The sequence below is a fragment of the Gimesia chilikensis genome, from assembly GCF_007744075.1.
In the GTDB taxonomy this organism is placed as follows: Bacteria; Planctomycetota; Planctomycetia; order Planctomycetales; family Planctomycetaceae; genus Gimesia; species Gimesia chilikensis_A.
Window position 1 is genome coordinate 7,397,946 of record NZ_CP036266.1, and the last position, 24,686, is coordinate 7,422,631.

The 24,686-nt window shown below is 53.1% G+C and carries 20 protein-coding genes; 15 read left to right on the plus strand and 5 right to left on the minus strand.

What is annotated here, in order from left to right:
- On the plus strand, positions 1-435 hold the full coding sequence (locus HG66A1_RS27940) for a diacylglycerol kinase family protein (protein WP_197993696.1): 435 nt from the start codon (positions 1-3) through the stop codon (positions 433-435).
- A 116-nt stretch (positions 436-551) separates the two neighbouring features.
- Entirely contained in the window at positions 552-1,832 is a 1,281-nt protein-coding gene (locus tag HG66A1_RS27945; protein ID WP_145192113.1) for an alpha/beta hydrolase family protein, read from the plus strand.
- 3 nt (positions 1,833-1,835) lie between these two features.
- On the opposite strand, the gene HG66A1_RS27950 is transcribed toward HG66A1_RS27945, so the two are convergent.
- Together HG66A1_RS27950 and HG66A1_RS27955 are read right to left on the minus strand one after the other, a co-directional pair.
- Entirely contained in the window at positions 1,836-3,758 is a 1,923-nt protein-coding gene (locus HG66A1_RS27950) for a DEAD/DEAH box helicase (RefSeq protein ID WP_145192116.1), read from the minus strand.
- Between the two features lie 62 nt (positions 3,759-3,820).
- Positions 3,821-4,393: a hypothetical protein gene (locus tag HG66A1_RS27955; protein ID WP_145044696.1), complete on the minus strand. Its 573-nt coding sequence runs from the start codon at positions 4,391-4,393 to the stop codon at positions 3,821-3,823.
- Positions 4,394-4,703: 310 nt separating this feature from the next.
- On the opposite strand from HG66A1_RS27955, the gene HG66A1_RS27960 reads away from it, so the two are divergent.
- From HG66A1_RS27960 to HG66A1_RS27980, 5 genes are all read left to right on the plus strand, one after another.
- Positions 4,704-6,011, plus strand: coding sequence for a phenylacetate--CoA ligase family protein (locus tag HG66A1_RS27960; RefSeq protein WP_145192119.1), 1,308 nt, complete (start codon positions 4,704-4,706; stop codon positions 6,009-6,011).
- 70 nt (positions 6,012-6,081) lie between these two features.
- Entirely contained in the window at positions 6,082-7,560 is a 1,479-nt protein-coding gene (locus tag HG66A1_RS27965) for a sulfatase-like hydrolase/transferase (RefSeq protein ID WP_145192122.1), read from the plus strand.
- A gap of 114 nt (positions 7,561-7,674) precedes the next feature.
- Positions 7,675-8,940: a PQQ-binding-like beta-propeller repeat protein gene (locus HG66A1_RS27970; protein WP_145192125.1), complete on the plus strand. Its 1,266-nt coding sequence runs from the start codon at positions 7,675-7,677 to the stop codon at positions 8,938-8,940.
- 92 nt (positions 8,941-9,032) lie between these two features.
- Entirely contained in the window at positions 9,033-10,628 is a 1,596-nt protein-coding gene (locus tag HG66A1_RS27975; RefSeq protein WP_145192128.1) for a hypothetical protein, read from the plus strand.
- Positions 10,629-10,685: 57 nt separating this feature from the next.
- Positions 10,686-11,894, plus strand: coding sequence for an SGNH/GDSL hydrolase family protein (locus HG66A1_RS27980; RefSeq protein WP_145192131.1), 1,209 nt, complete (start codon positions 10,686-10,688; stop codon positions 11,892-11,894).
- Positions 11,895-11,921: 27 nt separating this feature from the next.
- On the opposite strand, the gene HG66A1_RS27985 is transcribed toward HG66A1_RS27980, so the two are convergent.
- Together HG66A1_RS27985 and HG66A1_RS27990 are read right to left on the minus strand one after the other, a co-directional pair.
- Positions 11,922-13,394 carry an arylsulfatase gene (locus HG66A1_RS27985; protein ID WP_197996846.1) on the minus strand — a complete coding sequence of 491 codons (1,473 nt, stop codon included), beginning with the start codon at positions 13,392-13,394 and terminating at the stop codon, positions 11,922-11,924.
- Positions 13,395-13,508: 114 nt separating this feature from the next.
- Positions 13,509-14,423, minus strand: a complete 915-nt coding sequence (locus tag HG66A1_RS27990) for a metallophosphoesterase family protein (RefSeq protein ID WP_145192137.1) — start codon at positions 14,421-14,423, stop codon at positions 13,509-13,511.
- 183 nt (positions 14,424-14,606) lie between these two features.
- Here HG66A1_RS27990 and HG66A1_RS27995 point away from each other — a divergent pair, with 183 nt between their 5' ends.
- The 8 genes from HG66A1_RS27995 (at position 14,607) to HG66A1_RS32245 (ending at position 23,343) form a co-directional block, all read left to right on the plus strand.
- Entirely contained in the window at positions 14,607-14,915 is a 309-nt protein-coding gene (locus HG66A1_RS27995; protein ID WP_145192139.1) for an ArsR/SmtB family transcription factor, read from the plus strand.
- 53 nt (positions 14,916-14,968) lie between these two features.
- On the plus strand, positions 14,969-15,535 hold the full coding sequence (locus HG66A1_RS28000; RefSeq protein ID WP_145192142.1) for a rhodanese-like domain-containing protein: 567 nt from the start codon (positions 14,969-14,971) through the stop codon (positions 15,533-15,535).
- A gap of 17 nt (positions 15,536-15,552) precedes the next feature.
- Positions 15,553-16,929: an MBL fold metallo-hydrolase gene (locus HG66A1_RS28005; protein WP_145192146.1), complete on the plus strand. Its 1,377-nt coding sequence runs from the start codon at positions 15,553-15,555 to the stop codon at positions 16,927-16,929.
- A 125-nt stretch (positions 16,930-17,054) separates the two neighbouring features.
- Positions 17,055-17,591: a tetratricopeptide repeat protein gene (locus tag HG66A1_RS28010; protein ID WP_145192148.1), complete on the plus strand. Its 537-nt coding sequence runs from the start codon at positions 17,055-17,057 to the stop codon at positions 17,589-17,591.
- An 83-nt stretch (positions 17,592-17,674) separates the two neighbouring features.
- Positions 17,675-18,562, plus strand: coding sequence for a M28 family peptidase (locus HG66A1_RS28015; protein WP_145192151.1), 888 nt, complete (start codon positions 17,675-17,677; stop codon positions 18,560-18,562).
- A gap of 47 nt (positions 18,563-18,609) precedes the next feature.
- The gene (locus HG66A1_RS28020) at positions 18,610-19,380 is read left to right on the plus strand and encodes a DUF480 domain-containing protein (protein WP_145192155.1); all 771 of its coding nucleotides are present in this window, start codon (positions 18,610-18,612) and stop codon (positions 19,378-19,380) included.
- Positions 19,377-20,822 (plus strand): sulfatase, encoded by a 1,446-nt coding sequence (locus HG66A1_RS28025; RefSeq protein WP_232106689.1) that lies wholly within the window; start codon positions 19,377-19,379, stop codon positions 20,820-20,822. Before HG66A1_RS28020 ends, HG66A1_RS28025 begins: the two co-directional genes overlap by 4 nt.
- Before the next feature lie 157 nt (positions 20,823-20,979).
- Positions 20,980-23,343, plus strand: coding sequence for a hypothetical protein (locus HG66A1_RS32245; RefSeq protein ID WP_197996847.1), 2,364 nt, complete (start codon positions 20,980-20,982; stop codon positions 23,341-23,343).
- Between the two features lie 89 nt (positions 23,344-23,432).
- On the opposite strand, the gene HG66A1_RS28035 is transcribed toward HG66A1_RS32245, so the two are convergent.
- Complete coding sequence (locus HG66A1_RS28035; RefSeq protein WP_145192158.1) at positions 23,433-24,575, minus strand: hypothetical protein; 1,143 nt, start codon at positions 24,573-24,575, stop codon at positions 23,433-23,435.
- Positions 24,576-24,686 lie beyond the last annotated feature (111 nt).

The following is a 24,686-nucleotide window of genomic DNA, read 5'->3' on the forward strand; positions in this document are numbered from 1 at the left end:
GTGTTACAATCACCGGAAACGCAGTCACGAAATATTCGCATCCACTCTGCTGGAAATTCAGACACCGAAAAAATCCGTCCCGAATGGCGGCAGCGCCTGGTTGATGTCGAGCGGGGTATCACGTTCGGCGTGCGCCTGGACAGCTCGTTCTTCATCCACTTCTTCACAGGCAGTGCCGTACTCACCACAGGCATGCTGCTGGGCCTGTCAGCCACACACTGGGCGATCGTCATTCTGGCTATGACCACCGTGCTCTGTGCGCAAATGTTTAACCAGGTCTTGAAGTCCATCTGGAAACTGCTGGGAAGCCATCTGCCGGCAGAATCACAGAATACGTTCAAAGTCGGAACAGCAGCGGTCGGCGTGAGTATCATTGGTTCGATCATCACCATCGGGATCATTTTCTGCTCTGCAATTTACCGCTTACTGTTTTAGCAAACAGTAGCGATGAGAACCCTATTTTCATCAGAGTCTTGCTTCTGCCTCAGTCGTATCGGATAATCATCAAAACACTTATCCATTCGAACCTGATATCACTGGTGGCGCTGCTGATGAAACAACAACGAACTTCGATCATCTTATTCCTGCTCTGCGGAATTACCCTGCTCAGTGCCGACGTCGCTTCGGCCGCTGATGTCATTAAACCGGATCCTCGATTGCCGGAATCGACTCCCTGGGATCTGACAGCACTCAGCCAGACCCCCGAATTTGAATGGATTGACCAGAGCGGTCCGGTTCACGAGCTCCTGTATCAGGGACTGGAATACAAAGGGAAGCCAACCCAGGTCTTCGCTTACTACGCTTCTCCCCGTACACTGGGTCTCTCTAAAGACAAGCAGGCAACCTACCCTGGCGTTGTATTGATTCACGGCGGAGGAGGGACCGCATTTCGTGAATGGGCCGAACTGTGGGCGAAGCAGGGCTATGCAGCGATCTCTATGGACCTGGCCGGCAGCCGTCCGCTGGAAGGGAAGAATCCACACAAACGCGAGCATCGCGAGCGCCTGTCAGCAGGTGGACCGAACCAGTCTCATACGGAAAAATTCAACGCAATCAAAGACGACAAATCGGAACACTGGTGCTACCATGCCCCTGCCAACGCGATCCTGGCTCACTCGCTGATTCGCTCCTTCCCCGAAGTCGACAAAGACAGAACCGCCGTCACGGGTATCTCCTGGGGGGGCTATCTGACTTGCATCGTGTCTGGGCTGGACAATCGATTTAAAGCAGCTGCTCCCGTTTATGGTTGTGGATTTCTCAACAACCATTCTGTATTTGAGCGGTCGATCAACCAACTCCCCGACGAAGACGCCAAGCGCTGGATGCAACTCTATGACCCGGGGCACTATCTGCGGGCAGTTCAGATGCCGATCTTATTCCTGAATGGTACCAACGACTTTCATTACTGGCTCGAAGCCTATCAGCGCAGCTACGAAGCGGTCCCCGCATCCACTCCAAAGAACATTCGCATCGAAGTCAAAATGCGGCACAGCCACCCGGCAGGCTGGGAACCGAAAGAGATCGCCCGCTTCTTTGATGAAAAGCTGAAGCAGGCAGCACCGCTGGCCGTTGTTCAGAAACCGGTCATCCAGGGAGAACAGATCACCGCCGAACTGAAGCAGCCGGTCAAACTGAAATCGGCGGTCCTGCAATATACGACGGACGAAGGACCGAACCTCGAACGCAAATGGCAAGCGGTACCTCTGACGATTGAAGGCACAAATATCACCGGACCAGCGCCCCCGAAAAACGCCGTCATCTGGTTCATCAATGTGACCGATGAACAGGACGCTATGACCTCCAGCCCGCTCTCTTCGAAACTGGTAAAGTAACGATCAGGCAGCTGAGTTCGGAACCTTGGGGGCGATCTTCTGGGTCGTATCCCCTTTCTTCTGCTTCAGATCGAACAGGCCGAAGATCTCGGCTGCGGTCAGGCTGCGCGATTCGCAGGTCGTATCGCCATCGCCCAGAATCGAGCGGAACAGTTCCCGCTTCTGTTCAAGCACCATGTCGATCCGCTCTTCAATCGTGTTATTGCAGACAAACTTGGTGACAATGACTTGCGTTTTCTGCCCGATGCGGTGCGCACGGTTAATCGCCTGGTCCTCAATCGCTGGATTCCACCAGCGGTCAAACAGGAAGACGTAACCGGCGAACTGCAGATTCAATCCGACGGCCCCGGTACCATAACTCATCAACAGCAGATGCGAATTGGGATCGTGCTTGAACTGATCCAGAATCGGTTCGCGCTGTTTCGTGGGAATCCCCCCGTGATAAACCAGGGTCCCGAAACGTTCCAGCCGCTGCGCCATGAAGTCCAAAGGCTTGGTCCACTGGCTGAATAGAATCGCTTTTCCCCCCGAGGCAGCGATTTCTTCCATGTCGGCTTCGAGGCGGTCGAGTTTCGCACTGTCGCCGGTCACTGGATCAAAATTGGTGATCTGCTTCAAACGCAGCACGAGCTCAAACACATGCTGCACCGTGATCGAGTCACCCATTTCATTCAACTGGATCACACCATCTTTCTCAGCTGTTTCATAAGCAATCCGTTGCGCCGGATTCAGATCGAGGTAAGCGGGCCGGTCCAGACGGGGCGGCAGGTCGGTCATCACCAGGTCTTTGGTCCGCCGGAGAATGAACTCTTTCGAGAGCGCCTGCAACTGACGCAGGTCGGGTGTGCCCCGGGGCGGGATGATCTCCATCCACTCAAAGAGTGACGACATTTCCTCGTGACGATTCTCAATCGGCGTTCCCGTTAATGCCCAGCTCCGCTTGCGGGGAATCGATCGTGCGACGTCTGCCGTCCGTGAATCTCGGTTCTTGATCCGCTGTGCTTCGTCGAGCACCACCAGATCGAAGCGAGGCAGGTTTTCTTCTCCCATTGCTTCAAAGTCGCGTGCCATCGACTCATAGTTGGCGATCAGGATCGGCGTATTGGGCATTTCCCAGATCATACGGCGGCGATTCGTATCCCCCTGTACCACGGTGACCGGCAGCTCTTCGGCCCAGAATTTGAACTCGCGCTGCCAGTTAGGAATCAACGGTTTGGGACAGACCAGCAGGATCCGACGCACCTGTCCGCTACGCAGCAGCAGACGCACGCCGGTAATCGTCTGCATGGTTTTCCCCAGTCCCATTTCATCAGCGAGCAACGCGGACTTTTTAGAGAACAACCAGGCGATCCCCTCATACTGATAGGGGAATGGTTCGAAAGGCATGATCAGTTCCTGCCCGGCCAGCCAGGTCTCCAGCGGTGGCTGCAACAGGTAGAACAGGCGGTCTTCGAGTGAAAGCGCGTTAGCCGGCGGTTTGAGCCGGGTCGACTTTTTGCGCGGCGCAGCCTCTGCGCCCTCGACTTCCGGGCCTTTCATTTTGCTCAGTTCGGGCTTGTCTTCTTTCTCCTCTTTGGGCGGAATGAACTCCAGGCCGTCGGGAAAGGTCATGCCGAAGGTTCTGACACGTGGCCTGGTCGGCTTCCATTTGGGCTGCAGGCCGGCGCGTTCAATCAGTTCGATTTCAGTAGCATCGAGATTAAATTTCCGGGTCAGGGCACCATTCATGCCGGACGCAAACACGGACGTACTGACTGTCAGCGGGACCGTGTCACTGCTGATCTGCCGTAAAAGTTCCTCGCGATCCGTGTCGGAAATGGATTGTGTTTCGGGGGCTGCAGAAGGGGGAAGAAAATGCGGTCCCCCCGTGTGAGGTACCTTGTGTTGTGCCTGTTGTTGCTGGAATGATGACTCGGTAAAATCCACGTTTCTGCCTGATCTGGAAGTAGTGCCTGATAAATTAATTCAACGCTGCCTCAGAAAGCGGTCTAACGGGAGGACCCCATCTTTACCGCTTCTGTTAAGGCTTCACGCACACGTTCAAACGGCTCCCCAAGGTCAGCATCTCCGGGGATATGCTGACTCGTCTTTTCAATCGCAGACTTTCCAATCTGATGTGCAGCATCAAACCGCAGCCGGTTTCGCCCGACCTGTTCTGTGAGGTAGGCGTCACTCTCTTCGATCAGTTGTTCCACATCAGTCAGGATGGCGACCGGAATCGACGTATGGTTCTGCAGTTCCAGCGCCTGTTCCTGCTCTACGAGGATCAGGCTCGGTTTGACGTTCATCTTGTCAACCAGCGTCTGGCCAATCACTTCCCCCAGCAGGAACGGAACCAGCGTCGGTCCATACAATACCTCTTGTGTCCGGTTCGGTTTGACGGGAGTCGTACATTGAAATTCCAGGGGACGACCAAAATGATTCGTCACCAGCAGGCCTCCGATCAGCGCCCCATCCGGGCATTCAATCGTGGTCAGGAATCCCAGTTTCAACTCTTTGCTGTTACCGTCCGCGGCCATAAAGTTCTCTTCTCCGGATGTCAGTTCTTGTGTTGTCGACAATGATCAGGTGATCCTGATTCTCATCTGAACCGTACTTCTTTCGTCAATCAGGAAAACCTACTGTATCGATATCATCGTCCTCCTCATTTCATGACTTGAGAGGTTGTTGGAATGGTCGTATTAGATAGTTTCACTTCAATAACCCTTGAAATAACAACTGGTTCCAGATTCTCTCATCAGCCGCCTAGAGCACAGTTTTTTCCGGTAGAGATTGCTCATTAGGTTGGAAAATCACTCAAGTTGCGGCAGAATAAGGGATACCTGCAAGAAATCTCCCCCATGCCCCTGCTCCAACCAGACAAGCAAGTTTATGAATCCATCTGACAGCCAGCCGGAAAACCTGAATCGGGACGCCTTAGAAGCCCGCCAACTTGAGCGACTGCAACACCTTCTGAAAGAGGTGTCGGCCTCGAATCCGTTCTGGCAGCAGAAGTGGAACGCCGCGGGTGTCGACGTCAACTCGATCCAGAGCCTCGCGGACCTGCAGAAATTGCCGATCACGACCAAAGCCGAGCTGGTTGAGGATCATCTCTCAAACGCCCCGTATGGCACCAACCTGACCTACCCGCTTGAAACTTACACACGCATGCATCAGACCTCGGGAACCACCGGTTCACCCATGCGCTGGCTGGACACCAAAGCCAGCTGGGACTGGTTTGGGGAATGCTGGGCACAGATTTATCGTATGGTGGGTCTCTTTCCGGAAGACCGCCTGTTCTTTCCCTTCTCATTCGGACCGTTCGTCGGATTCTGGGCAGCCTTCGAAGGGGCCACCCGTCGCGGCAACTTCTGTCTGGCCGGTGGTGGCATGGGCAGCGAAGCCCGATTGAAAATGATCCTCGACAACAAAATCACCGCCGTCTGCTGCACACCAACGTACGCCCTGCGTCTGGCCGAAGTCGCGGAGGCGGAAAACATCGACCTGGCAGGCAGCCGCGTGCGGGCACTCGTGGTTGCCGGAGAACCAGGGGGCAACATCGAAGCGACCAAACAGCGGATCGGCCAGGGCTGGGGCGCCCGCGTATTCGATCACTGGGGCATGACCGAAATCGGCGCCCTCGGAATTGAGCCGCTCGAAAACCCGGGCGGTCTCAACATTCTCGAAACCGAATGCATTCCCGAAATCGTCGATCCGGAAACACTGCAACCAGTCGAACGTGGAGCACAAGGCGAGCTGTTGATTACCAACCTGGGCCGCGTCGGATCCCCGCTCATCCGCTATCGCACCGGTGACCTGGTCTGTGAAGATACCACCCCCTGCCCCTCGGGTCGCAGCCTGCTGCGTCTGAAAGGGGGTATCCTGGGTCGAGCAGACGACATGGTGATCATTCGCGGAAATAACGTCTTCCCCTCCAGCCTGGAAGCGATCCTGCGTACGTTCGAGCAGGTAGCCGAATACCGGATCGAGGTCCGCACCATTCGCGCCATGCAACACATGAAAATCGAACTGGAACCGATAGAATCCCTTTCGACCACCGACCAGCAGAAACAGATCGTTAATGAAGTCAGCCATGCGATCAAAGATCGGTTGAACTTCAATGCTGAGGTCACCACGGTTGCCCCTGGTGCCCTGCCCCGCTTTGAACTGAAAGGAAAGCGGTTCTTCAAAATCGACTGAGGCAGTTCGCTGAAACAGGAATCAGCGGTTCCCTCTCCATCTGTCGCTCATCACAATCAGGAACCTGAATATGACTACCTACCTGAGATACCTGCTGCTAATCCTCTGTTTCCCGCTGGGCGTGCTCATCGGTCCGAGTGCCGTCTCCGCAGCAGAGAAAGCATCCCAGCGTCCGAACATTCTGTTCCTGTTCAGCGATGACCAGCGTGCGGACGCCCTCGGTGCCTATCAGAATCCTCACATTCAAACTCCGAATCTGGATCAGTTGGCACAGGCCGGTTTCAGTTTTCGGAACGCGTACTGCATGGGGTCGATTCATGGCGCAGTCTGCCAGCCGAGTCGGGCCATGCTCAATAGCGGACGCTCCCTCTATCATGTGCCCATGGATCTCAAAGGGGTGATGACGATGCCCCAGTTGCTGAAAGAATCCGGTTACACGACCTTCGGCACCGGGAAGTGGCACAACCACCGCGAATCGTTCCAGAAAAGTTTCACTTTGGGAACAGCCGCCTTCATGGGAGGTATGTCGAACCACCTCAAGGTCCCCGTGGTTGATTTGAAGGATGGCAAATTTGAGAACAAACGCATGGGAGAGAAATTCTCCAGCGAACTGTTCGTTGACGCGACCGTCGACTTTCTGAAAACGCAGCCCGCGAACAAACCGTTCTATGCGTATGTCGCCTTCACTGCACCCCATGATCCACGGATGCCTCCCGCTTCCGCGATGGAAATATACAAAGACAAACAGCCACCACTTCCCAAAAACTTCATGCCTCAGCACCCGTTCAACAATGGCTGGATGACCGGTCGCGATGAAGCACTGGCCGGCTGGCCGCGTCAGCCGGAAGTCGTTCGCGAGCAGTTGACAGAATACTACGCGATGATCACGCACATGGATTCGCAGATCGGCCGTATTTTGAAAACGCTCAAAACGCAGGGGCTCGACAAAAATACGATCGTGATTTTCTCATCAGACCACGGTCTGGCGGTGGGCAGTCACGGGCTTTTGGGAAAACAGAATCTGTATGAACACAGCATGAAGTCTCCCCTGATTTTTAAAGGCCCCGGTATTCCGCAGAATGAATCGAGCGAGGCCCTCGTCTATCTCTATGACATCTTTCCCACAGTCTGCGACCTGACCCAGACCAGTGTTCCCTCTGGAGTGGAAGGCTTAGACCTGGCTCCCATCTGGCAAGGCAAGCAGAAAGGTGTGCGAGATTCACTGTTTACGACTTACGAAGATCTGATGCGGGCGGTCCGCGATGACCGCTGGAAGCTGATCCGCTATCCACAGATCAATAAAACACAGCTGTTCGATCTCAAAAACGATCCTGCTGAGTTGAAAGATCTCTCTGAACACCCGGAGCAACAGGCACGCATCGAACAGATGCTGACAACATTGAAAGAGTGGCAGCAGAAAACGGACGACAAACAGCCCCTCACATCCGAACATCCCAAGTCAGAAAAAATCGACCTGACGGGCCGCAAGCGAAAACCGGACGCACATCAACCTGACTGGATCGTGAAAAAATACTTCGATTCGGAATGAAATCGCGTTTCCGGGCATGTTATAATCGCAGTTCTCACCCAGACTGTGATCCCCATACAAACTGAATGAACCAGAATTCATTCCCACTAATTTACACATACCGAGGTAATCAGAATGAAAGCTTTACTGGCGACTGCCTTACTCTCCCTGTTCATTGCCGCCCCCACCTATGCGGGCAACTGGCCCGGCTGGCGTGGTCCGAATTCGAATGGCGTCGCTGAAGGTAGCGGTTATCCTGTTGAATGGGACAGCTCCAAAAATATTCTCTGGGAAGTCAAATTCCCCGGGCCCAGTGGATCGACTCCCGTGATCTGGGGCGATGACCTGTTTCTGACCACAAACTCAGAAGGTAAGAATCGGGTGATCTGTCTCGACAAGAACACCGGGAAAGAAAAATGGCACACCGACTTCGGAACCGAACGTGCCGGCAAGCACAAAAAAGGGAGCGGCAGCAGCCCCTCGCCTGCAGTCGATGACCAGTTCATCTTCGGTTACTTCAAGAGCGGGGATCTGGCCTGCCTGACAAAAGAAGGAAAAATCGTCTGGCAGAAAAACCTGCAGAAAGAATATGGCGAAGACACCCTCTGGTGGGACCTGGGTACCTCGCCCGTCTTAACCGACAACCTGGTTGTGATCGCCTGCATCCAGAGCGACAATTCCTACATCGCCGCTTTCGATAAAGCGACTGGCAAAGAAGTCTGGAAACAGAGCCGCAACCTGGATGCCCCGAAAGAAGCCAATCAGAGTTACACGACTCCGGTAGTCGCCAAACAGAATGGTAAAGAAATCATCTACGTTCTGGGAGCCGACCATGTCACCGCCCACGATGCACAGAACGGTAAAGAAATCTGGCGCGTGGGGGGACTGAACCCCACTCAGCATGAATACTTCCGCTCGATTTCATCCCCCGTGATCAGCGATGGCTATCTGATCGCTCCCTATGCCCGCGGTGGTTCACTCACCGGAATCAAACTCGGTGGACAGGGAGATGTCACAAAATCCAATGTAGTCTGGACGAAAGAAGGGGAAGGCAAAGGCGCCTTCTCGGATGTTCCGACCCCAGCTGCTATTAACGGTCGCTTCTACGTCTGTTCGGATAAAGGTGAAGTGCTCTGCTTCGACATCAAGACGGGAAAACAGATCTGGGAAGGACGCCTGCCACGCAGCCGTCATAAATTCAGTGCCTCTCCGATTCTGGCGGACGGACATATTTATGTAACCCGCGAAGACGGAACCACCATGGTTGTGGAACAGGGAGACGAATTCAAGCTCGTTTCCGAAAACCCACTGGAAGGTATGGCCCTGGCCACACCGGTCTTCTCGGATGGTAAGATCTATCTGAAGATGACTGATAAACTGTATTGCCTCGGCAACAAGTAAAAACGCCTTCGATCAGGCTTTCTGAGGGACAGGTCACTCACCTGTCCCTCTTTTTTCGACTCAACTTCTGACTAAATGAAGCTAAGAAAATCATGACTGATCAACCTCAAATTAACCGACGCACGTTTCTGGGTGAAACCATGGCGGCAACAGCGCTGTCTGGACTGCGTGTGAACTCTGAACTCCAGGGAGCGGGGACTCAAAAGAAGTATCAGTTGTTCTGGGGCGATTTACATAATCACAACGCCGTCGGTTATGCAAAAGGATCACTGGAACGTTCCATTGACCTGGCACAGGAACACCTCGATTTCTTCGCTTTCACCGGACACGCTTCCTGGCATGATATGCCCAAGATGCCGGGCAACCGTCACATGAAATGGGTCAACGGATTCGAAGTCCACTCCAAACACTGGCCCAAGACCCGACAGTTGATTCAGGATGCGAACTCCGACGACTTCGTGGCGTTTCTGGGCTACGAATGGCACTCCAGCCAGTTCGGCGACTACTGCATGATCTTCCCCGAGGACCAGCCTGAACTGTTCCTGCCGAACCATGTCGAGAAACTACTCGACTTCGCGGAAGGGAATCAGGCACTGGCGATTCCGCATCACGTGGGTTACAAGCAGGGCTGGCGCGGTGCGAACTTCAAGCATTTCCGACCAGGAGCCTCTCCCGTAGTGGAAGTCTTTTCTGAACATGGCTGCACAGAAACCGACCGCAGCCCTTTCCCAATGATCCGCCACAGTAATGGGGGGCGTTCCGCATCGAACATGATTGTCCCCCAATTGCAGAAAGGAATGCGCTTTGGCTTTGTCGCTTCGTCCGATGATCACCTGGGCTATCCCGGTGCATACGGCGAAGGGGTGCTGGGTGTCTGGGCAGAAGATCTCTCTTCGCGTTCGCTGATGGAAGCGATTCGCGCCCGCCGCACTTATGCCGCCACGGGAGACCGAATTGCACTCGAAGTTTCGCTGAACGGTCACCCGATGGGCAGCGATGTGCCTGCAACCACCGATCGTCAGATCGACGTTCGCGTACAGGGCGAAGACGCGATCGCCAAGGTCGAATTGATTCGCAACGGCAAAGTCATTGAACGTCATTTCCCCGAAGATCACCTGGATGATAAACCGATTCTGCCCGGCAAAGTGAAATGCCGTCTGCAATACGGCTGGGGTCCCTGGGCGGATCTGGCGATGGGCCGCACCTGTTATTGGGATATGACCATCAAACTGGACGGCGGTCGTTTCACCCGCGCGATCCCCTGCTTCCAGTCAGCGCCCTTTAATGAAAAGCTGCGTGATAAACTCAAAGTCGTTTCGAATCAGGAACTTCGCCTCGATTCGAACACCACACGCGTCAACTGCTACGCCGAGGATCCCACCAAGGCCGTCGTCACCGAAATCGAAGGCACGCCCGACACCGTGCTCACACTGCAGATTCGCAAACCATACGAGAAAACCATCAGTGCCAAACTGCAGGATCTGATCGACGACAATGTCGTGGAATTCACGGGCGTATTTACCAGTGAAAGCTATATCGTACATCGCCTGGTTGGTCAGAGCGAATATTCGGCTCAAATCCGCTGGCAGGATCAGCGCCCCGATGCAAACTCAACCGACTGGTATTACGTACGCGTGACACAAAACAACGGACAACTCGCCTGGTCCAGCCCGATCTGGGTCGGTTAACCTCAAACACCACACTCCAAGACTCGCCACCTGAACTCACCCTTTGATGGAACCAGCATGAACACTCTACTTCGTCTGACTACTCTCTTGAGTCTTTTAATCCTGGCGGTCCCGTCACTCGCCCTGACTGATGAACCTGCCAAACCAGCCCCGGAATCTCAGCCCGCCGCGGAAGCAGAATTTCAAGATCCGTTACGCTTGATCCTGCCTCCCATCATTTACGCAATCCCCGGAATTGAAACCAGTGTCTACTTTGACAATGTGTCGCTGACGATCAACCCTGGGAACTACGTATTTGACGTGCACTGTAACCGGGGACATCTGCAGCAGGAACGCTGGACTTACACGCCCGACGAAAAAGAGATCGGCGATTACAAGTTCAAGCTGAACGTGCTGGATCAGAACAACAAGATCATCGCGTCCCAGGAATCACGCCTGCGGGTCGTCCCCACAGCGGCCGGTAAAGATAAGCCAACCAGTCTGCTGATGATCGGGGACAGCCTGACCCACAATTCGGTTTATCCCCGACACGTATTTGAACTGAGCGAAAAATTCCAGGGCCCTAAACTGAAACTGATCGGTTCTCACAACCCGAGCAATGAAGCGAATGTGCGACACGAAGGTTACGGCGGCTGGACTGCGGTCCGTTTTGCAACCCACTTCAAGGAAAATGCCCGCCAGGGAAATTACCGCGAACGAGGCAGCCCATTCCTGTATGCCGATGAATACGGGAAGCCGCAACTCGACTTTCCCCGTTACTGCAAAGAGTTCAATGACGGCAACGCGCCTGACCTGGTCACAATTTTCCTCGGCCCCAACGATGTCTATTCAGCCACGGATGAGAGCATTGAAGAACGCACGGACACGATGGTCAAGCATCTGGATATTCTGGTCAAGATGATTCACGATTTTAATCCAAAGACCAAAATCGGTTTCATGCTGCCCGTTCCGCCAGCCGCCAGCCAGGATGCGTTCGGTACCACCAATGGTCGGCAGCAGACACGCTGGCAGTACAAGCGTAATCAGCACTATGTCGCGGAACGGATGCTGAAACATTATGGTGGCAAGGAAGCAGAACAGATCTACCTGGTACCGACACACCTGAACCTTGACTGCGTGCACAACTATCCCGCGAAGCGAGTTCCCTGGAACTCCCACACCACAGAGGAAACACTGCGTCAGAACAACGCTGTCCACCCAGCCAGCAATGGTTACCTGCAGATCGGGGACAGCGTGTTCAGCTGGATTAAAGAAGTTTCCCGGTAAACCGGTCAGACAGTATCACAGAGTCGATCACTGCTGATCCAGTGCCGGAAACGGAAACATCTTTGACGGAGTACGGCCCGTTTTCATAATGGATTTGATGCGGGCCACGACTTCCGGATGCTGATCAGCCACGTCGTGTTGTTCGCCCGGATCATCTTTGAGGTTGTAGAGTTCGATCTTCATCTGCGGATTTTTCTTTCGCAACAGATTCTGACGCACACCTTTCCAGTCACCCATGTGAACCGCCTGCTGTCCCGTGTAAGCCGGAAACTCCCAGTAGAGATACTCGTGCTGCTTCTGCTCCTGCGGTTTGCCCAGCAGGGTCGGTACGAAGCTGATGCCATCAATGTCGGCAGGTGCTTTGGTTCCCGTCAGCTGTGCGATGGTGGGCATGACATCCCAGAACGCGGAGAGATGGTCGGTCACATCACCTTCAGGAATGTGTCCCGGCCAGCGAACCACCAGTGGCACACGGATTCCCCCTTCATATAGACTGCCCTTGAACCCGCGCCAGGGGCCTGCCGATTCAAAGAAGACCGAATCAGATCCGCCCAGGCGATCGTATGTCGGGCCGTTGTCAGAAGTGAAAAAGACCACGGTATTGTCATCCAGATTTAATTCTTTGAGCAGATTCATGATCTGGCCAACGCCTTTGTCCATGTGTGTGATCATGGCTGCATAACCGGCGCGGGGATCGGGGCGTTTGATGTATCCGCGATGTTTATAATCCTCTTCCGGAATTTTACCCCGGTATTCTGCTACCGATTCCTCCGGTGCCTGGATCGCCAGGTGCGGAACCGCGAACGGCAGATACAGGAAGAAGGGACGATCTTTGTTTTCACGAATGAATTCCATTCCGACTTCGACAAATTTGTCCTGCGAATAGGTTTCGCCATTCAAAGTCCGGTCGTTGCCCGGCAGCGTTTCTTTGGTGTGATTCCGCCAGAGGAAGCGGGGATAGTGATTGTGGGCATGCACCTGGCAGTTGAAGCCGTAAAACAGATCGAAGCCCTGCTTATTCGGGTCTCCGGTCGTCCCGAAGTGCCCCAGCCCCCACTTGCCCATGGCACCGGTGGCATATTGTTTCTGTTTGAGCATCTCTGCGATGGTGACTTCGGCATCGGGAATCGGATGCTGCCCCGGATACTCCCAGCCCTCTTTCTCTTTCATGTCCTGCACATAGTCAGGCTTGCCGTTATTCCGCACATAGGCATGTCCCGGATGTTTGCCGGTCATCAGGTTGCAACGGGAAGGGGCACAGACCGCATTTCCCGAATAGAACTGGGTGAAACGGATTCCGTCTTTGGCAAGCTTGTCGATATTCGGCGTCTTGATATATTTCTGGCCGTAACAACCCAGTTCTTTGTAGCCCAGGTCATCAGCGATAATGAAGACAATGTTGGGGGGCTGTTTGTCGGCTGCAGCTGCACTGGACACAGCGCTGGTCAGACAACCAAGAATAAACAGCGAGAATAAGACCACGGGGGCTGAACGGCGCATAATAAGCTCCTGAAGAATCAGACAGATGTAGGATCGTTGATTCATCCATCTTATACGCATCTCAGACCGTGGTGCAACAATGGTCTGCTTCGATTTCCCGGGTCAGAGCCGTTCTCAGCTCCAGTGATAATCCTGCTGCTTGCGAAATCCGTTGAGCATCAGTGAGCCGTCAGCATAGACATCCAGGGTGCTGTACCCGTTATTTGTCGGTCCTGAACCTTCCACCATTGCCACCATTGTGCAGTAATGGATACCACCAATTTCTGAGTATTTATTCCGGTGACTGTGCCCCTGAAAGACCGCAGCGACATTGCCCGCTGATTCCAGGACCTTACGGACTTCCGAAGAATTCTTGACGGCGTGGGCATCCGTGTCTTTCAGATCGAGCGGCTGATGTACAAAGACGATGGTCGGCAGCTTTGTCTGCTGGAGATCATCCTTGAGCCACTTCAATTCAGAGGCAGGCATATTAGCATCAGTCCATTTGAAATTGTGACGCCCGTAAGGTGTACCATCGCTTTTGAAACAGGAATCGAGCACAACAAAGTGATAGCCGCCCCGATCAAAGGAGAAATAGGACTCCTTCTGGCCCACCCCTTTCAGGAACTCTGCTTTGGTCAGCTGGTCGACACAATGATTCCCCAGCACAAAATGTCGCGGGTAGGGAATGGCATCGATGGCTGTAACAATGGTCTGCAGATGTTGCTTCTCCTGCTCCAGCGATTTGCCGGAATCGATCAGATCGCCATGGAAGACCACGAAGTCAGGCTCGTCTTTCTTAAACTGAGTAACTGCTTCGTCCAGTTTCTTCAAAGTTTCCCGATAGTGACGCGAGCCGCCCGGTGGCTTATCTGCGTAGTGCAGGTCCGTAACCAGCCCCACCCGGACGGCGCCCCTTTGTTTCTGATCAGCGGCAGCCGCCAGTTGCCCCAACGGCGCTGCAGTCAGTCCGCCTAGAACCAGGGCTCCCTGCTGGAGAAAAGCACGTCTGCCTAATGAAATTCGGGAGTCAGGTTTGATTGGGGACATGGAATCACCTCTTCTGCCGGTGCCGGTTTTATATTTATTGACGTAAAGTCTTATTGTTGCATATATTTATGAAGATTCAATGACTCAGAAGTGAATTTATCTGCTGAGAATCGGCTGAAAAATCTCAAAGAATCCTCATTGACATATCGTAACATCACGATATTATATACATGAGGTAAGATTATGAAACTGAAAGAAACTCCCAATTATGATGGCCCCGCACTGGAACAGGCAGCTGAATGCCTGAAGGTTCTGGCACACCCGGCCCGTATCCGTATCGTGCAGTTGCTTCTGCGCGGACGGTACACCGTGGGTGAGTTGGCTGAAGACTGTGGAATTCCCAGCAACGTTGCTTCAGAGCATCTGCGGCTGATGCAGCGCTGTGGTTTCTTTGTGAGTGAACGGGAAGGCCGGAGCGTCTACTATAGTGTGGCCGAGCCTCATTTAAACAAGATCATGGATTGCATCGAAGGACGTTTTTTCCAGTCCTGAGCATTTTTTTACAACAACATATCGTATATTCACGACATTACGAGGTATCAATCATGGCAGAAGTCAAAACCATCACACCGGAAGCACTGGCCCGACTGCACAGTCAACAGGACGTTGCAGTTATCGACGTACGGACTCCTGCGGAATTCCGGGAAGTCCACGCTACAATCGCCCGCAACATCCCCCTGGACAAGATCGGGACAGACCATATTGAAGAGCTGACAAACGGCAGCACAGACGAGCCGGTCTACATTATCTGTCAGAGCGGCAACCGTTCGTCCCGCGCCTGCCAGAAACTGATTGATGCAGGCTGCCCGAACGTAGTCAGCGTCGAAGGGGGCACCAAAGCCTGGGAAGCACAGGGGTTGCCCGTTGAACGTGGTAAGAAAACTATTTCCCTGGAGCGTCAGGTTCGGATTGCAGCTGGTTTCCTGGTCTTTACCGGTGCCATGCTGGGCATGTTCGTTAACCCCTGGTTCAGTGGGATCTCGGCGTTCGTCGGGGCAGGATTAATGTTTGCCGGCATTACTGATACCTGTGGGATGGCGATGGTACTCGCCAAAATGCCCTGGAATCAGGTTTCCGGCTGTGAACAGCAACAATGTCAAAAAGCAGCTTAAAAGCGGAGGGACCTGCAATGTTCTTTCAACGTTACTATCTGGATTGTCTGTCGCTGGCATCTTACATGATTGCCGATGAAGAAACGGGCGACGCGGTTGTCGTCGACCCCCAACGTGATATTGAGATCTACCTCGAAGATGCGAAAGAGCACGGCCTGCAAATCAAGCACGTGATCTTGACTCACTTCCACGCCGATTTCATCGCCGGTCACATCGAACTGCAGAAAGCCGTAGGCGCTCAGATCTATCTGGGCAGCAGGGGCGCAGCAGAATTCCCTCACCAGTCCCTCTCGGAAGGTGATGAAGTACTGATGGGTTCTGTGAAAATCACAACCATGGAAACCCCGGGGCACACGCCGGAAGGCATCTCGCTGGTCGTGTATGACCTGAATGAAAATCCGGATCAGCCCAAAATGATTCTGACAGGAGACACCCTCTTCCTGGGAGACGTTGGTCGCCCTGACCTGCTGGCTTCTCTGGGTGTCACCGCCGAGGAATTGGGAGGCATGTTGTATGACTCTCTCCATGAGAAGATTCTGAAGCTGCCTGATGAAACTCTGGTCTATCCAGCGCATGGGGCGGGCTCCATGTGTGGAAAACAGCTCAGCAGTGAAGCGGTCACCACACTCGGTGAGCAGCGGCGCTATAATTACGCCCTGCAGCCAATGAGCAAAGCCGCCTTTATTGACATGGTGACCACCGATCTACCGGAAGCACCTCAGTACTTTGTGCACGATGCGATTCTCAATCGCAAGGAACGTCAGACCCTGGATGAAAGCATCAAAGCCGCCTGGCATGCCTACTCGCTCGTTGAAGTACAGCAGATGCTCAACAGCGGAACACAGGTGATCGACGTCCGAGATGCCGCCGAATTCGCAGCAGGCCATCTTAAAGGCAGCATCAATATCGGTCTGGAAGGTCGCTACGCCACCTGGGCAGGTACGATGCTGGATAAGCAGGCCCCCATCGTGGTGATTGCCAGTGAAGAAGATCAGATCGAAGAAGCAATCATCCGCCTGGGACGGATTGGTTTTGACCACGTAAAAGGATTCCTGAAAGACGGCCTCAACAGCCTTCAGGACCACCCTGAACTGGTCTCTCAAACCAGGCGGATTTCTGCCCAGGCCATGCAGGAACTGGACGAGCAGGTCACCATTATCGATATTCGCACGCCCGCTGAATGGAATACAGGGCATATTGAGAACAGCATCAACATCCCCTTAAATCACCTGGCAGAGCATCTGTCTGAGATCCCCCGGGACCAGACCGTGATCGTCCACTGCCAGGGAGGCTATCGTTCTTCGATTGCCGCCAGCCTGCTGGAAAAACAGGGATTTGACAATATCATCGATCTGGTCGGCGGCTTTAAAGCCTGGCAGACCATCGCTGCCTGAGAATCCTTAGCAGCATCTGATTTTGCGGAAGGCGGAAAATATCGCCACAGGTACAATAGAAAAACCTTTGCCCGATCTATTAAAATGGGGCAAAGGTTTTTTATTTATCCCTGACAGGTTTTACCATGGTACTCCTGCCCGCATCTCGACGGAAACGACATCTCAATGCGGCCGAAGGCTATCTGATGCTGGAAATGCCCGTGCAGGCGCTGCGTGAGCTGTCTCACATTACCGGTCAAGATCGTGACTCGGAAAAGTACTGCCGTTTTCTGGGGCAGTCGCTGCAACTGGCCGAGCGGTTTACCGAGGCACTCGACGCTTATCAGGACGCTTACGAAAAAAATCCCCAAAACCTGACAACGCTGATGGGGATGGCCTGGTGCTTTAAACGTACCGATCAACTCTCCTCTGCAATCGGGATCATGGAAGAAGCCTACCAGCATCATGCTGACGAACCTGTTGTGCTTTACAATCTGTCCTGCTATTTTGCGCTGGCGGACGACAAAGCCAACGCGCTGTCGTGGCTGGGGCGTGCTTTACGCATGGAACCCCGTCTGACGAAACTGATTCCGGAGGAATCAGACTTCAATACACTGCGAAACGATAAAGATTTTCAGTTCGTCGTCGAAGCTGCAGAAGGTAACACATCACAAAATTCCTGACTGCAGGATGACCACCTCACGGTGCATGCAGATCGGACTCTCTTTTTCAAATCGACTGGCCTGGCAAGGAATCGAAAGCCATTATGACGAATATAGACACTCAACGACTGAAGCGGCTCTGTGAAGACCTCTGCCAGTCCATTCGTCCCGCGGAAAGTGAAGCACTGGAAGCCGCCCGCCAGTATGTGATCCGGGAACTCGAAGCCTCCGGATGGGAGATCGAACGGCACCCGTTTCAGGCTCAGGATTCCATGCTGGTCACGTTCTCAGGTCAGAACCTGATTGCCCGGCATCCCCGGTTGTCTGATCCGGAGAAACCATTATTCTGTATCGGCGCGCACCTGGATACGCGTCCCGAATCGCCCGGTGCGGATGACAATACCAGTGCCGTCGCTGCCCTGCTGGAACTGGGACGCCTGCTTCCCGAATTACAACAGACAGGCGGTGCGTGGAGTATTGAGCTGGTGGCGTTTGACCTGGAAGAAAACGGAATGCTGGGTGGAGCAGAACACGCCCGCCTGCACCAGGAAAAAAAGACAGATCTGCGCGGCATGGTTTCGCTGGAAATGCTGGGCTACTGCGATCCCACTCCAGGCAGTCAGATGCTGCCACGTGAGCTCGTCGGCATGTATCCCGATACGGGCGATTTTATCGCCGTCGTTGGTAATCAGAACTCCGGAAAGCTGATCGAAGCATTTAAAACCGGTCTCAAAACAGTGGAAACACTGCCGGTCGAAATCTTACAGGTTCCGCAAAATGGCGAAATGCTGCAGGCCACGCGTTTAAGTGACCATAGTCCGTTCTGGGATGCCGGTTATCCCGCACTGATGATTACCGACACCAGTTTCTTAAGAAATCCGCATTACCATCAACCCTCCGATACCGTTGATACACTCGATTTCGAGTTCCTGACGAAAGTAACGCAAGGGAGCCTGGAAGCAACCAGGCAGATCTTGAACCAGGGCTACTAGACCAACTATCCGTTCCACTCTGCTCGAAAAGGGCTTTTGACAGAAAAATGAATGACGCCACACAGGAAGATAAAGAACTGCTGCAGATCTCTGAACTTTCCAGACCCCAGCGCCGCGTGCTGGGGGTTTTACTGGAAAAAGCGTTTACGACTCCCGATCAATATCCACTGACACTCAAAGCAGTTACCACCGGTTGCAATCAGAAGAGCAACCGCGATCCCATCAGCAATTACAGTGAGACGCAAGTATATGAAACCCTGGAATCGCTGCGTGAATTAGGACTTGTAGCCGTAATTCATTCCGACAGTGGTCGCACAGAACGTTACCGCCATTACATGCGTCATCGTTTTAATTTTACCGAACCCCAACTGGCCATCCTGACTGAACTCTGGCTGCGGGGTCGCCAGACGATGGGAGAACTCCGCGGCCGGGCGAGTCGCATGGTGCCGATTGAGACTCTCGAACAGTTGCGAGCGGAATTTAAGGGACTTCTTGATCAGAAGTATGTACAATCAAATGGCAGCATTGAACGACGCGGCATCGAAGTCGATCACAACTGGTACAAGGAAAGCGAAGGCAAAGCGCTGGGATTCGATTCTTCAGCCGACAGCGAGCCTGAGGAAACGCGTCCTGCCCCCACTCCTGCTCCCGTTGCTACAGTCAACAATGCCAGCTCGGATCTGGGAGCCTTACAAGAAGCCGTAGAGCGTCTGCAGTCCGACAACCAGCAGCTGTCACAACAGATAGCATCCATGGCCGACGTGGTTGAACAGTTACAACAACAGCTGGCAGATCTCAAACAGGAACTGGGCAGTTGAATCTGATTGGTACAGACCGAGGCATCAATATGAAAACGATCTCCTGGGCATCCTGTCTCTGGCTGTTCCTGTTTCTGCTCCTCGCCATCGATTCCACATGTTGCAACGCAGCCTCGCGTCCGAACCTGATTTCCATCGTCACTGACGACCAGGGGCGCTGGGCCATGGGCCTGTATGGAAACAAACAGATCCATACTCCCTATATGGATCAGATTGGAAAGCAGGGAGCGGTCTTTACAAATGCCTTTGTTGCCACCCCGGTCTGCTCCCCCAGTCGGGCCACGTTCCTCTCCGGCCGTTATCCTACCGAGTTGAGAATCACAGATTACATCTCCCCTGATGAAGCCCGCGAGGGCGCGGGGTTGCATGCTCCCATCTGGCCCGCAGTATTACAGAAAGCCGGTTACCGAACGGCCCTGATCGGAAAGTGGCACCTGGGCGAACAGGCCGACTTCCATCCGCGGAAAAAAGGCTACGACCACTTCATGGGATTTCTTTCGGGAGGCACCCGGCCGATGGACCCCATTCTGGAAATCGAAGGGGTAACAGAAAAACAGACAGGCCCCCTGCCCGATTTACTGGTCGATAATGCGATTCAGTTTGTCAGGGAATCCAAAGACAGACCATTCGCACTCTGTCTGCACTTCCGGGCTCCGCATACTCCTTATGGCCCGGTCCCTGCTGAGGACTCATCCCACTACGAAGGCATCGAGATCGAGATGCCCATCGCCGAGGGACTGATCCCGGAACAGATCAAGCAGAAAAACAAAGAATACTATGCGAGCATTTCCTCAGTGGACCGGAACATCGGTCGCCTGCTCAAGGAACTGGATCAGCTACAGCTCACGGAAAATACCCTGGTGATCTTTACCAGCGACCATGGTTACAACAACGGCCGCCACGGCATCAGTACTAAAGGCAACGGTCACTGGCTGGCGGGAGGAATCACCGGTCCCAAACGTCCCAACATGTGGGACACTTCAATCCGCGTTCCGCTGGTGATGCGCTGGCCACGTGTGATACAGCCGGGCACCCGCTTCGATGAGATGGTCTCTAACGTGGACATGTTCAAATTTGTCCTGGGAGCACTCGACCTTCCCCTGCCTGAAAATGCGTCCTTACATGGAATCGATTACTCTCCCCTTTTGTTCGGCAAATCGATTCCAGAACGAACCGCGATTTACGGCCAGTATGACCTGCACAATAACGGGTTGGCCTACATGCGAATGATCCGCACCGAAAAATGGAAGTTCGTCAAACACTATCGGGCCCGGTACATGGACGAACTATATGACCTTGAGGCAGATCCGGACGAGACCCGGAATCTGATACGACGACGGATGCCCCCGGGATCGAAAGACAAAGCCGCAGAGCTGGAACAACAGCTGATCGAGTGGCAAAAGTCGATTCAGGACCCCATTTTGAAACCTGCTTACCAGTAAGTAAACCAATACGATTTAACGTAACGTCTGTTCCCTGTACGATTTGCAGAAGATTACCGTTTTTTGCTTTATATCCATCAACATTTGTACGGAATTCGTATAAAACCGGAATAGGCACCAGTTTTGACCAAATTCTATTTAACCTTCGAGGAATAATATGCTTTCGATTTCCCGCTTTAGCCTGCTACTCTGTCTGCTGATGATTACCGTTGGCTGCCAGAAAGGCTCCGAATCAGGCAGTGAAAATCAAACCGCCGACAGCAGCCCCGCGGAAACCGCTTCCAATGATGCTGAGATGCCTGAAGCCGATAAGACCGCGAAAGCGGATGACAAATCTGCTGAAGAAAAAGAGAAAGAAAACCCCGAAGCGTTCAAAATGCCGGAAACGGTTGAAGGCAACTGGATTCTGGTCCTGCCTCAGCAGCAGCAGTTGATGCCACTCTACCTGTTGCGCGTCATGACCGAAGTCAAATCCGCCGAGGGAGATCAAAAAGAAAAATCCGATTTTCAGGGTGTCAAAATCGTCTCTCAGGGTCCGAACGTAGCCCCTGCCAAAATCGTCTCCTCAAAGACGACCGACCAGACCGTCACATTTGTGGAAAGCCTGTTGGATGATAAAGGCAAGGAATTCATTCAGCTCAGCTTCGAGGGATCACTGAATAAAGAACGTGGCGCGATCTACGGCAATATCAGTTTCAACAACGATAACTGCATTCCCGCCCTGATGCTCTTCACCATTGAAAAGGATCTCTCCAAGATCAAAGAGCCGATGCCTTCTCCCGGTGCCCAGGAACTGATCCAGGCCATGCAGTCGCAAGATCCATTCAAACCGCTGAATGAATTCACCGAGAAGATGCAGATGTTCCCGCTGGCTCTGGATGCATTTCCTCCCCTGCTGGCCTTCGCTTTGAGCAGTGATAAAGATACCAAAACCATCGAAGATATTATTAAACGCTATACCGAAACCTCTGCTCTCTGGGGTAAACGGATGGAGGCCAGCACCCTGGTGCGGATCACGTCCATGCTGGCACGGACTGATAAAAACAGCGATATGGCCACGAAATATATGGATCAGTTCAACAAGCTGGTCAAAGAAGGCGTCAAACCGCTCAGCAGTTGGGATCAGGAAATGGCGCTGGCTAAAGCTCGTGTCGGACTGAAATCCAAAGATCCGGAAAAGATTAAAGCAGCCGGTGCACTTCTGGAATCGGAAGCGAAAAAATATCCTCACGACAGAGAGTTGATTACTGAACTGGTCAGCTATGAAAAAGAACATGGCAGCATTGATAAAGCCATCGAGCATCTGGGAATCCTGGCCAGCTCTCCCCTTTCCGGCCGTGAACGTCAGATGATTGCGGCTTCCAAACAGAGTCCTCAGACAGTCAAGTTCGATGATCCGCGGGAGACTCTGACCGAACTCTGGAAAAAGAAACACGGCTCCACCGAGGGGCTGGACAAATACCTGGCTGAGTCCTTTAAACGCTTCCTCGACAGTTTCGTATCTAAAGAAGCGAAGGAAGTCGACCTCAAAAAAGGAAATCGAACTTCACTGATTGAGTTATTCACCGGTGCTTCCTGCCCACCCTGTGTGGCAGCAGACCTGGCCACCGGAGTAGTTGAGTCTTCATTCCCCGCTTCTAAAGTCATCGTACTGCGTTATCACCAGCACATTCCGGCACCGGATCCGCTGACCAACTCAGACTCCGAAGCACGGTTCTTTTACTACAACCACCGTGGTACTCCTTCGATCAATCTGAACGGTCAACAGGTCTTTGGGGCAGCCGGCGGAGTGGAAGAAGTTGAATCTTCCTATGACTCACTGGTCGAAGCGTTGATTCCAGAACTCTCAGCAGACACCGAAGTCAAAATCGAACTCTCTGCCGCTGCGAAAGATGGCAAGCTGGAACTGGAAGCCAATGTCAGCGGAACAGATAAGATTAAAGAACCGCTGCACCTTGTCGCCGTCCTGGCCGAAGACGAACTTCACTATGAAGCTCCGAACGGCATCAACCTGCATGAAATGATCGTTCGGTCGATGCTGGGTGAACCAACGGGTGTCGCTGCCAAAGATGGCAAACTGAGCCTGACCAAAACCCTGGACCTGGACGAATTCAAAGGTCGTATCAGCGATTACCTCTCCGCCTTTGAGGAAAAATCCGGTGCAAACTTCACCGGTGTCCCACTTGCTCTGGAAAAACTGCACTTCGTGGTATTCGTGCAGGGCGAACTCTCGAAAGATGTTTTCCAGGTTGCTTCGGTTCCTGTAAGTGGTAAGCTCACTTACAAATCGGAACTCGCCGAGCCTGCCAAAGAGAAACCCGCTCCCGCGAAAGAAAAACCTGCCAAGGAAGCAAAACCTCCGGTGAAAGCTGATAAACCTGAAGCCAAAACCGAGGCCAAACCTGAAGCAGATAAGAAACCTGCTGAGGCAGAGAAAAAAGAAGCGGCTAAACCAGAGGATAAAAAACCGGAAGCCTCTAAGCCGGAATCGAAGAAAGAAGCTGCTAAATCTGACAAATAGTTTTCAGCCTGAGCTGTAAAAATAACAAAACAGGGCATGGATCATCCATGCCCTGTTTTAGTTCAAGCCACTTTCAGCCAGGAGACTGTTCACTCATTGTCGGTCGGAGGGTTGGGGACCAGTTTTTCGATCTCACCATCCTGACCTTTGACTTCTTCACCAAACAGGGCATTCCCGTCAAGCGTTGTCAGCTTAGTCATGCGAGCCGGAGCAGGCTCGCGACGAATCTGACGGAACCGGGTTGTGGCTTTGCCCATGCGGGTATCTCGCTGATCCATGATCACGCGGGCTGCTTCACGAACTTCTGCATCGCTCAGTCGCTTCAGGTTACCCAACTCGGCCAGCGGTTCCAGGATGCGGGTCGCTTTCGATACAGTGCTTTCCATCAGGATAATGTCGAGCATTTCGCGTCGCATGCCCTGCATGGAAGCGATCTGTTCTTTCACGCTGTCCTGCAGCTCTCCCAGAACTTCCAGCGTTTCAGCAGCTTCGACCACGCGGTCCGTTTCAGCCAGCAGTTTCGTCTGAATATCCATCAACGATTTCAAGTTGGTGTCAGCCTCCGTCAGTTTCAGATTCTCATCAGTCAGTGTCTGCTGCAGCGAGACCATCAGCTCAGCGTGCTTCTGAGCGGCTGCCAGCGGTTCTGACTGGGAAATCAGGCTCTGCTGCAGGTCGATCATCTTCTGGCTGTTGGTACGGGCAACTTCCAACTGCTCTGACTGATCAACAATCTGCTGCTTGAAATTCAGAAACTCACTAAAGGCTGTCTGAGCATCTTTGATGCCTGTGGACTGATTAGCAGCCAGCTTCTGCAGCTTGATCATTTCATCCAGTGTCGACTGGGTCTGTTTGACCTGCTGCTCCTGTGAGGCCAGGCGATCCTGCATCGCCAGCATATCATCCAGCGCGGTACGGGCTTTGGTGGTTAAGCCTTCCTGCTGGAGAACCTGTTTCTGAAACTGATCGATCTTTTGGATGGAAGCGAGCGCCTCTTCCGTCTGCTCAGCTTCTTTTTCCAGTAAGATTCGAAGATCGCGAATCTCTGCCACAGCTACTTTGGCTTCGGAGAGCTGTTTGGCCTGTGAATTGAGTACGGTCAACAGATTGTTGACCTGCCAGGCACTGGTTTTGGCACCAACCAGTTTATCCATATCCTGTTGGACTGACACCAACTCTGACTGCAACTGACCGATCTGACTCAGCATCGGCCGTGCTACTACAAAATACATACTAAGAAGACCAGCGGCCACTCCAACAAGCATCATTGCCCAGGTGTTCTGGATTGTCGAAAGGCGTGCGTTGGTATCTAAACGATATTGTCTTTCCCCTGAAGTCCTCAA

Excerpts from the sequence above, each read along its gene's own strand:
- HG66A1_RS28005 (WP_145192146.1), top strand. The coding sequence starts at position 15,553 with ATGTTCTTTCAACGTTACTATCTGGATTGTCTGTCGCTGGCATCTTAC.
- HG66A1_RS27960 (WP_145192119.1), top strand. The coding sequence starts at position 4,704 with ATGAATCCATCTGACAGCCAGCCGGAAAACCTGAATCGGGACGCCTTA.
- HG66A1_RS28010 (WP_145192148.1), top strand. The coding sequence starts at position 17,055 with ATGGTACTCCTGCCCGCATCTCGACGGAAACGACATCTCAATGCGGCC.
- HG66A1_RS28015 (WP_145192151.1), top strand. The coding sequence starts at position 17,675 with ATGACGAATATAGACACTCAACGACTGAAGCGGCTCTGTGAAGACCTC.
- HG66A1_RS27965 (WP_145192122.1), top strand. The coding sequence starts at position 6,082 with ATGACTACCTACCTGAGATACCTGCTGCTAATCCTCTGTTTCCCGCTG.
- HG66A1_RS27945 (WP_145192113.1), top strand. The coding sequence starts at position 552 with ATGAAACAACAACGAACTTCGATCATCTTATTCCTGCTCTGCGGAATT.
- HG66A1_RS28000 (WP_145192142.1), top strand. The coding sequence starts at position 14,969 with ATGGCAGAAGTCAAAACCATCACACCGGAAGCACTGGCCCGACTGCAC.
- HG66A1_RS27990 (WP_145192137.1), bottom strand. The coding sequence starts at position 14,423 with ATGTCCCCAATCAAACCTGACTCCCGAATTTCATTAGGCAGACGTGCT.
- HG66A1_RS27985 (WP_197996846.1), bottom strand. The coding sequence starts at position 13,394 with ATGCGCCGTTCAGCCCCCGTGGTCTTATTCTCGCTGTTTATTCTTGGT.
- HG66A1_RS27970 (WP_145192125.1), top strand. The coding sequence starts at position 7,675 with ATGAAAGCTTTACTGGCGACTGCCTTACTCTCCCTGTTCATTGCCGCC.
- HG66A1_RS28035 (WP_145192158.1), bottom strand. The coding sequence starts at position 24,575 with ATGTATTTTGTAGTAGCACGGCCGATGCTGAGTCAGATCGGTCAGTTG.
- HG66A1_RS27980 (WP_145192131.1), top strand. The coding sequence starts at position 10,686 with ATGAACACTCTACTTCGTCTGACTACTCTCTTGAGTCTTTTAATCCTG.
- HG66A1_RS32245 (WP_197996847.1), top strand. The coding sequence starts at position 20,980 with ATGCTTTCGATTTCCCGCTTTAGCCTGCTACTCTGTCTGCTGATGATT.
- HG66A1_RS27975 (WP_145192128.1), top strand. The coding sequence starts at position 9,033 with ATGACTGATCAACCTCAAATTAACCGACGCACGTTTCTGGGTGAAACC.
- HG66A1_RS27995 (WP_145192139.1), top strand. The coding sequence starts at position 14,607 with ATGAAACTGAAAGAAACTCCCAATTATGATGGCCCCGCACTGGAACAG.
- HG66A1_RS28020 (WP_145192155.1), top strand. The coding sequence starts at position 18,610 with ATGAATGACGCCACACAGGAAGATAAAGAACTGCTGCAGATCTCTGAA.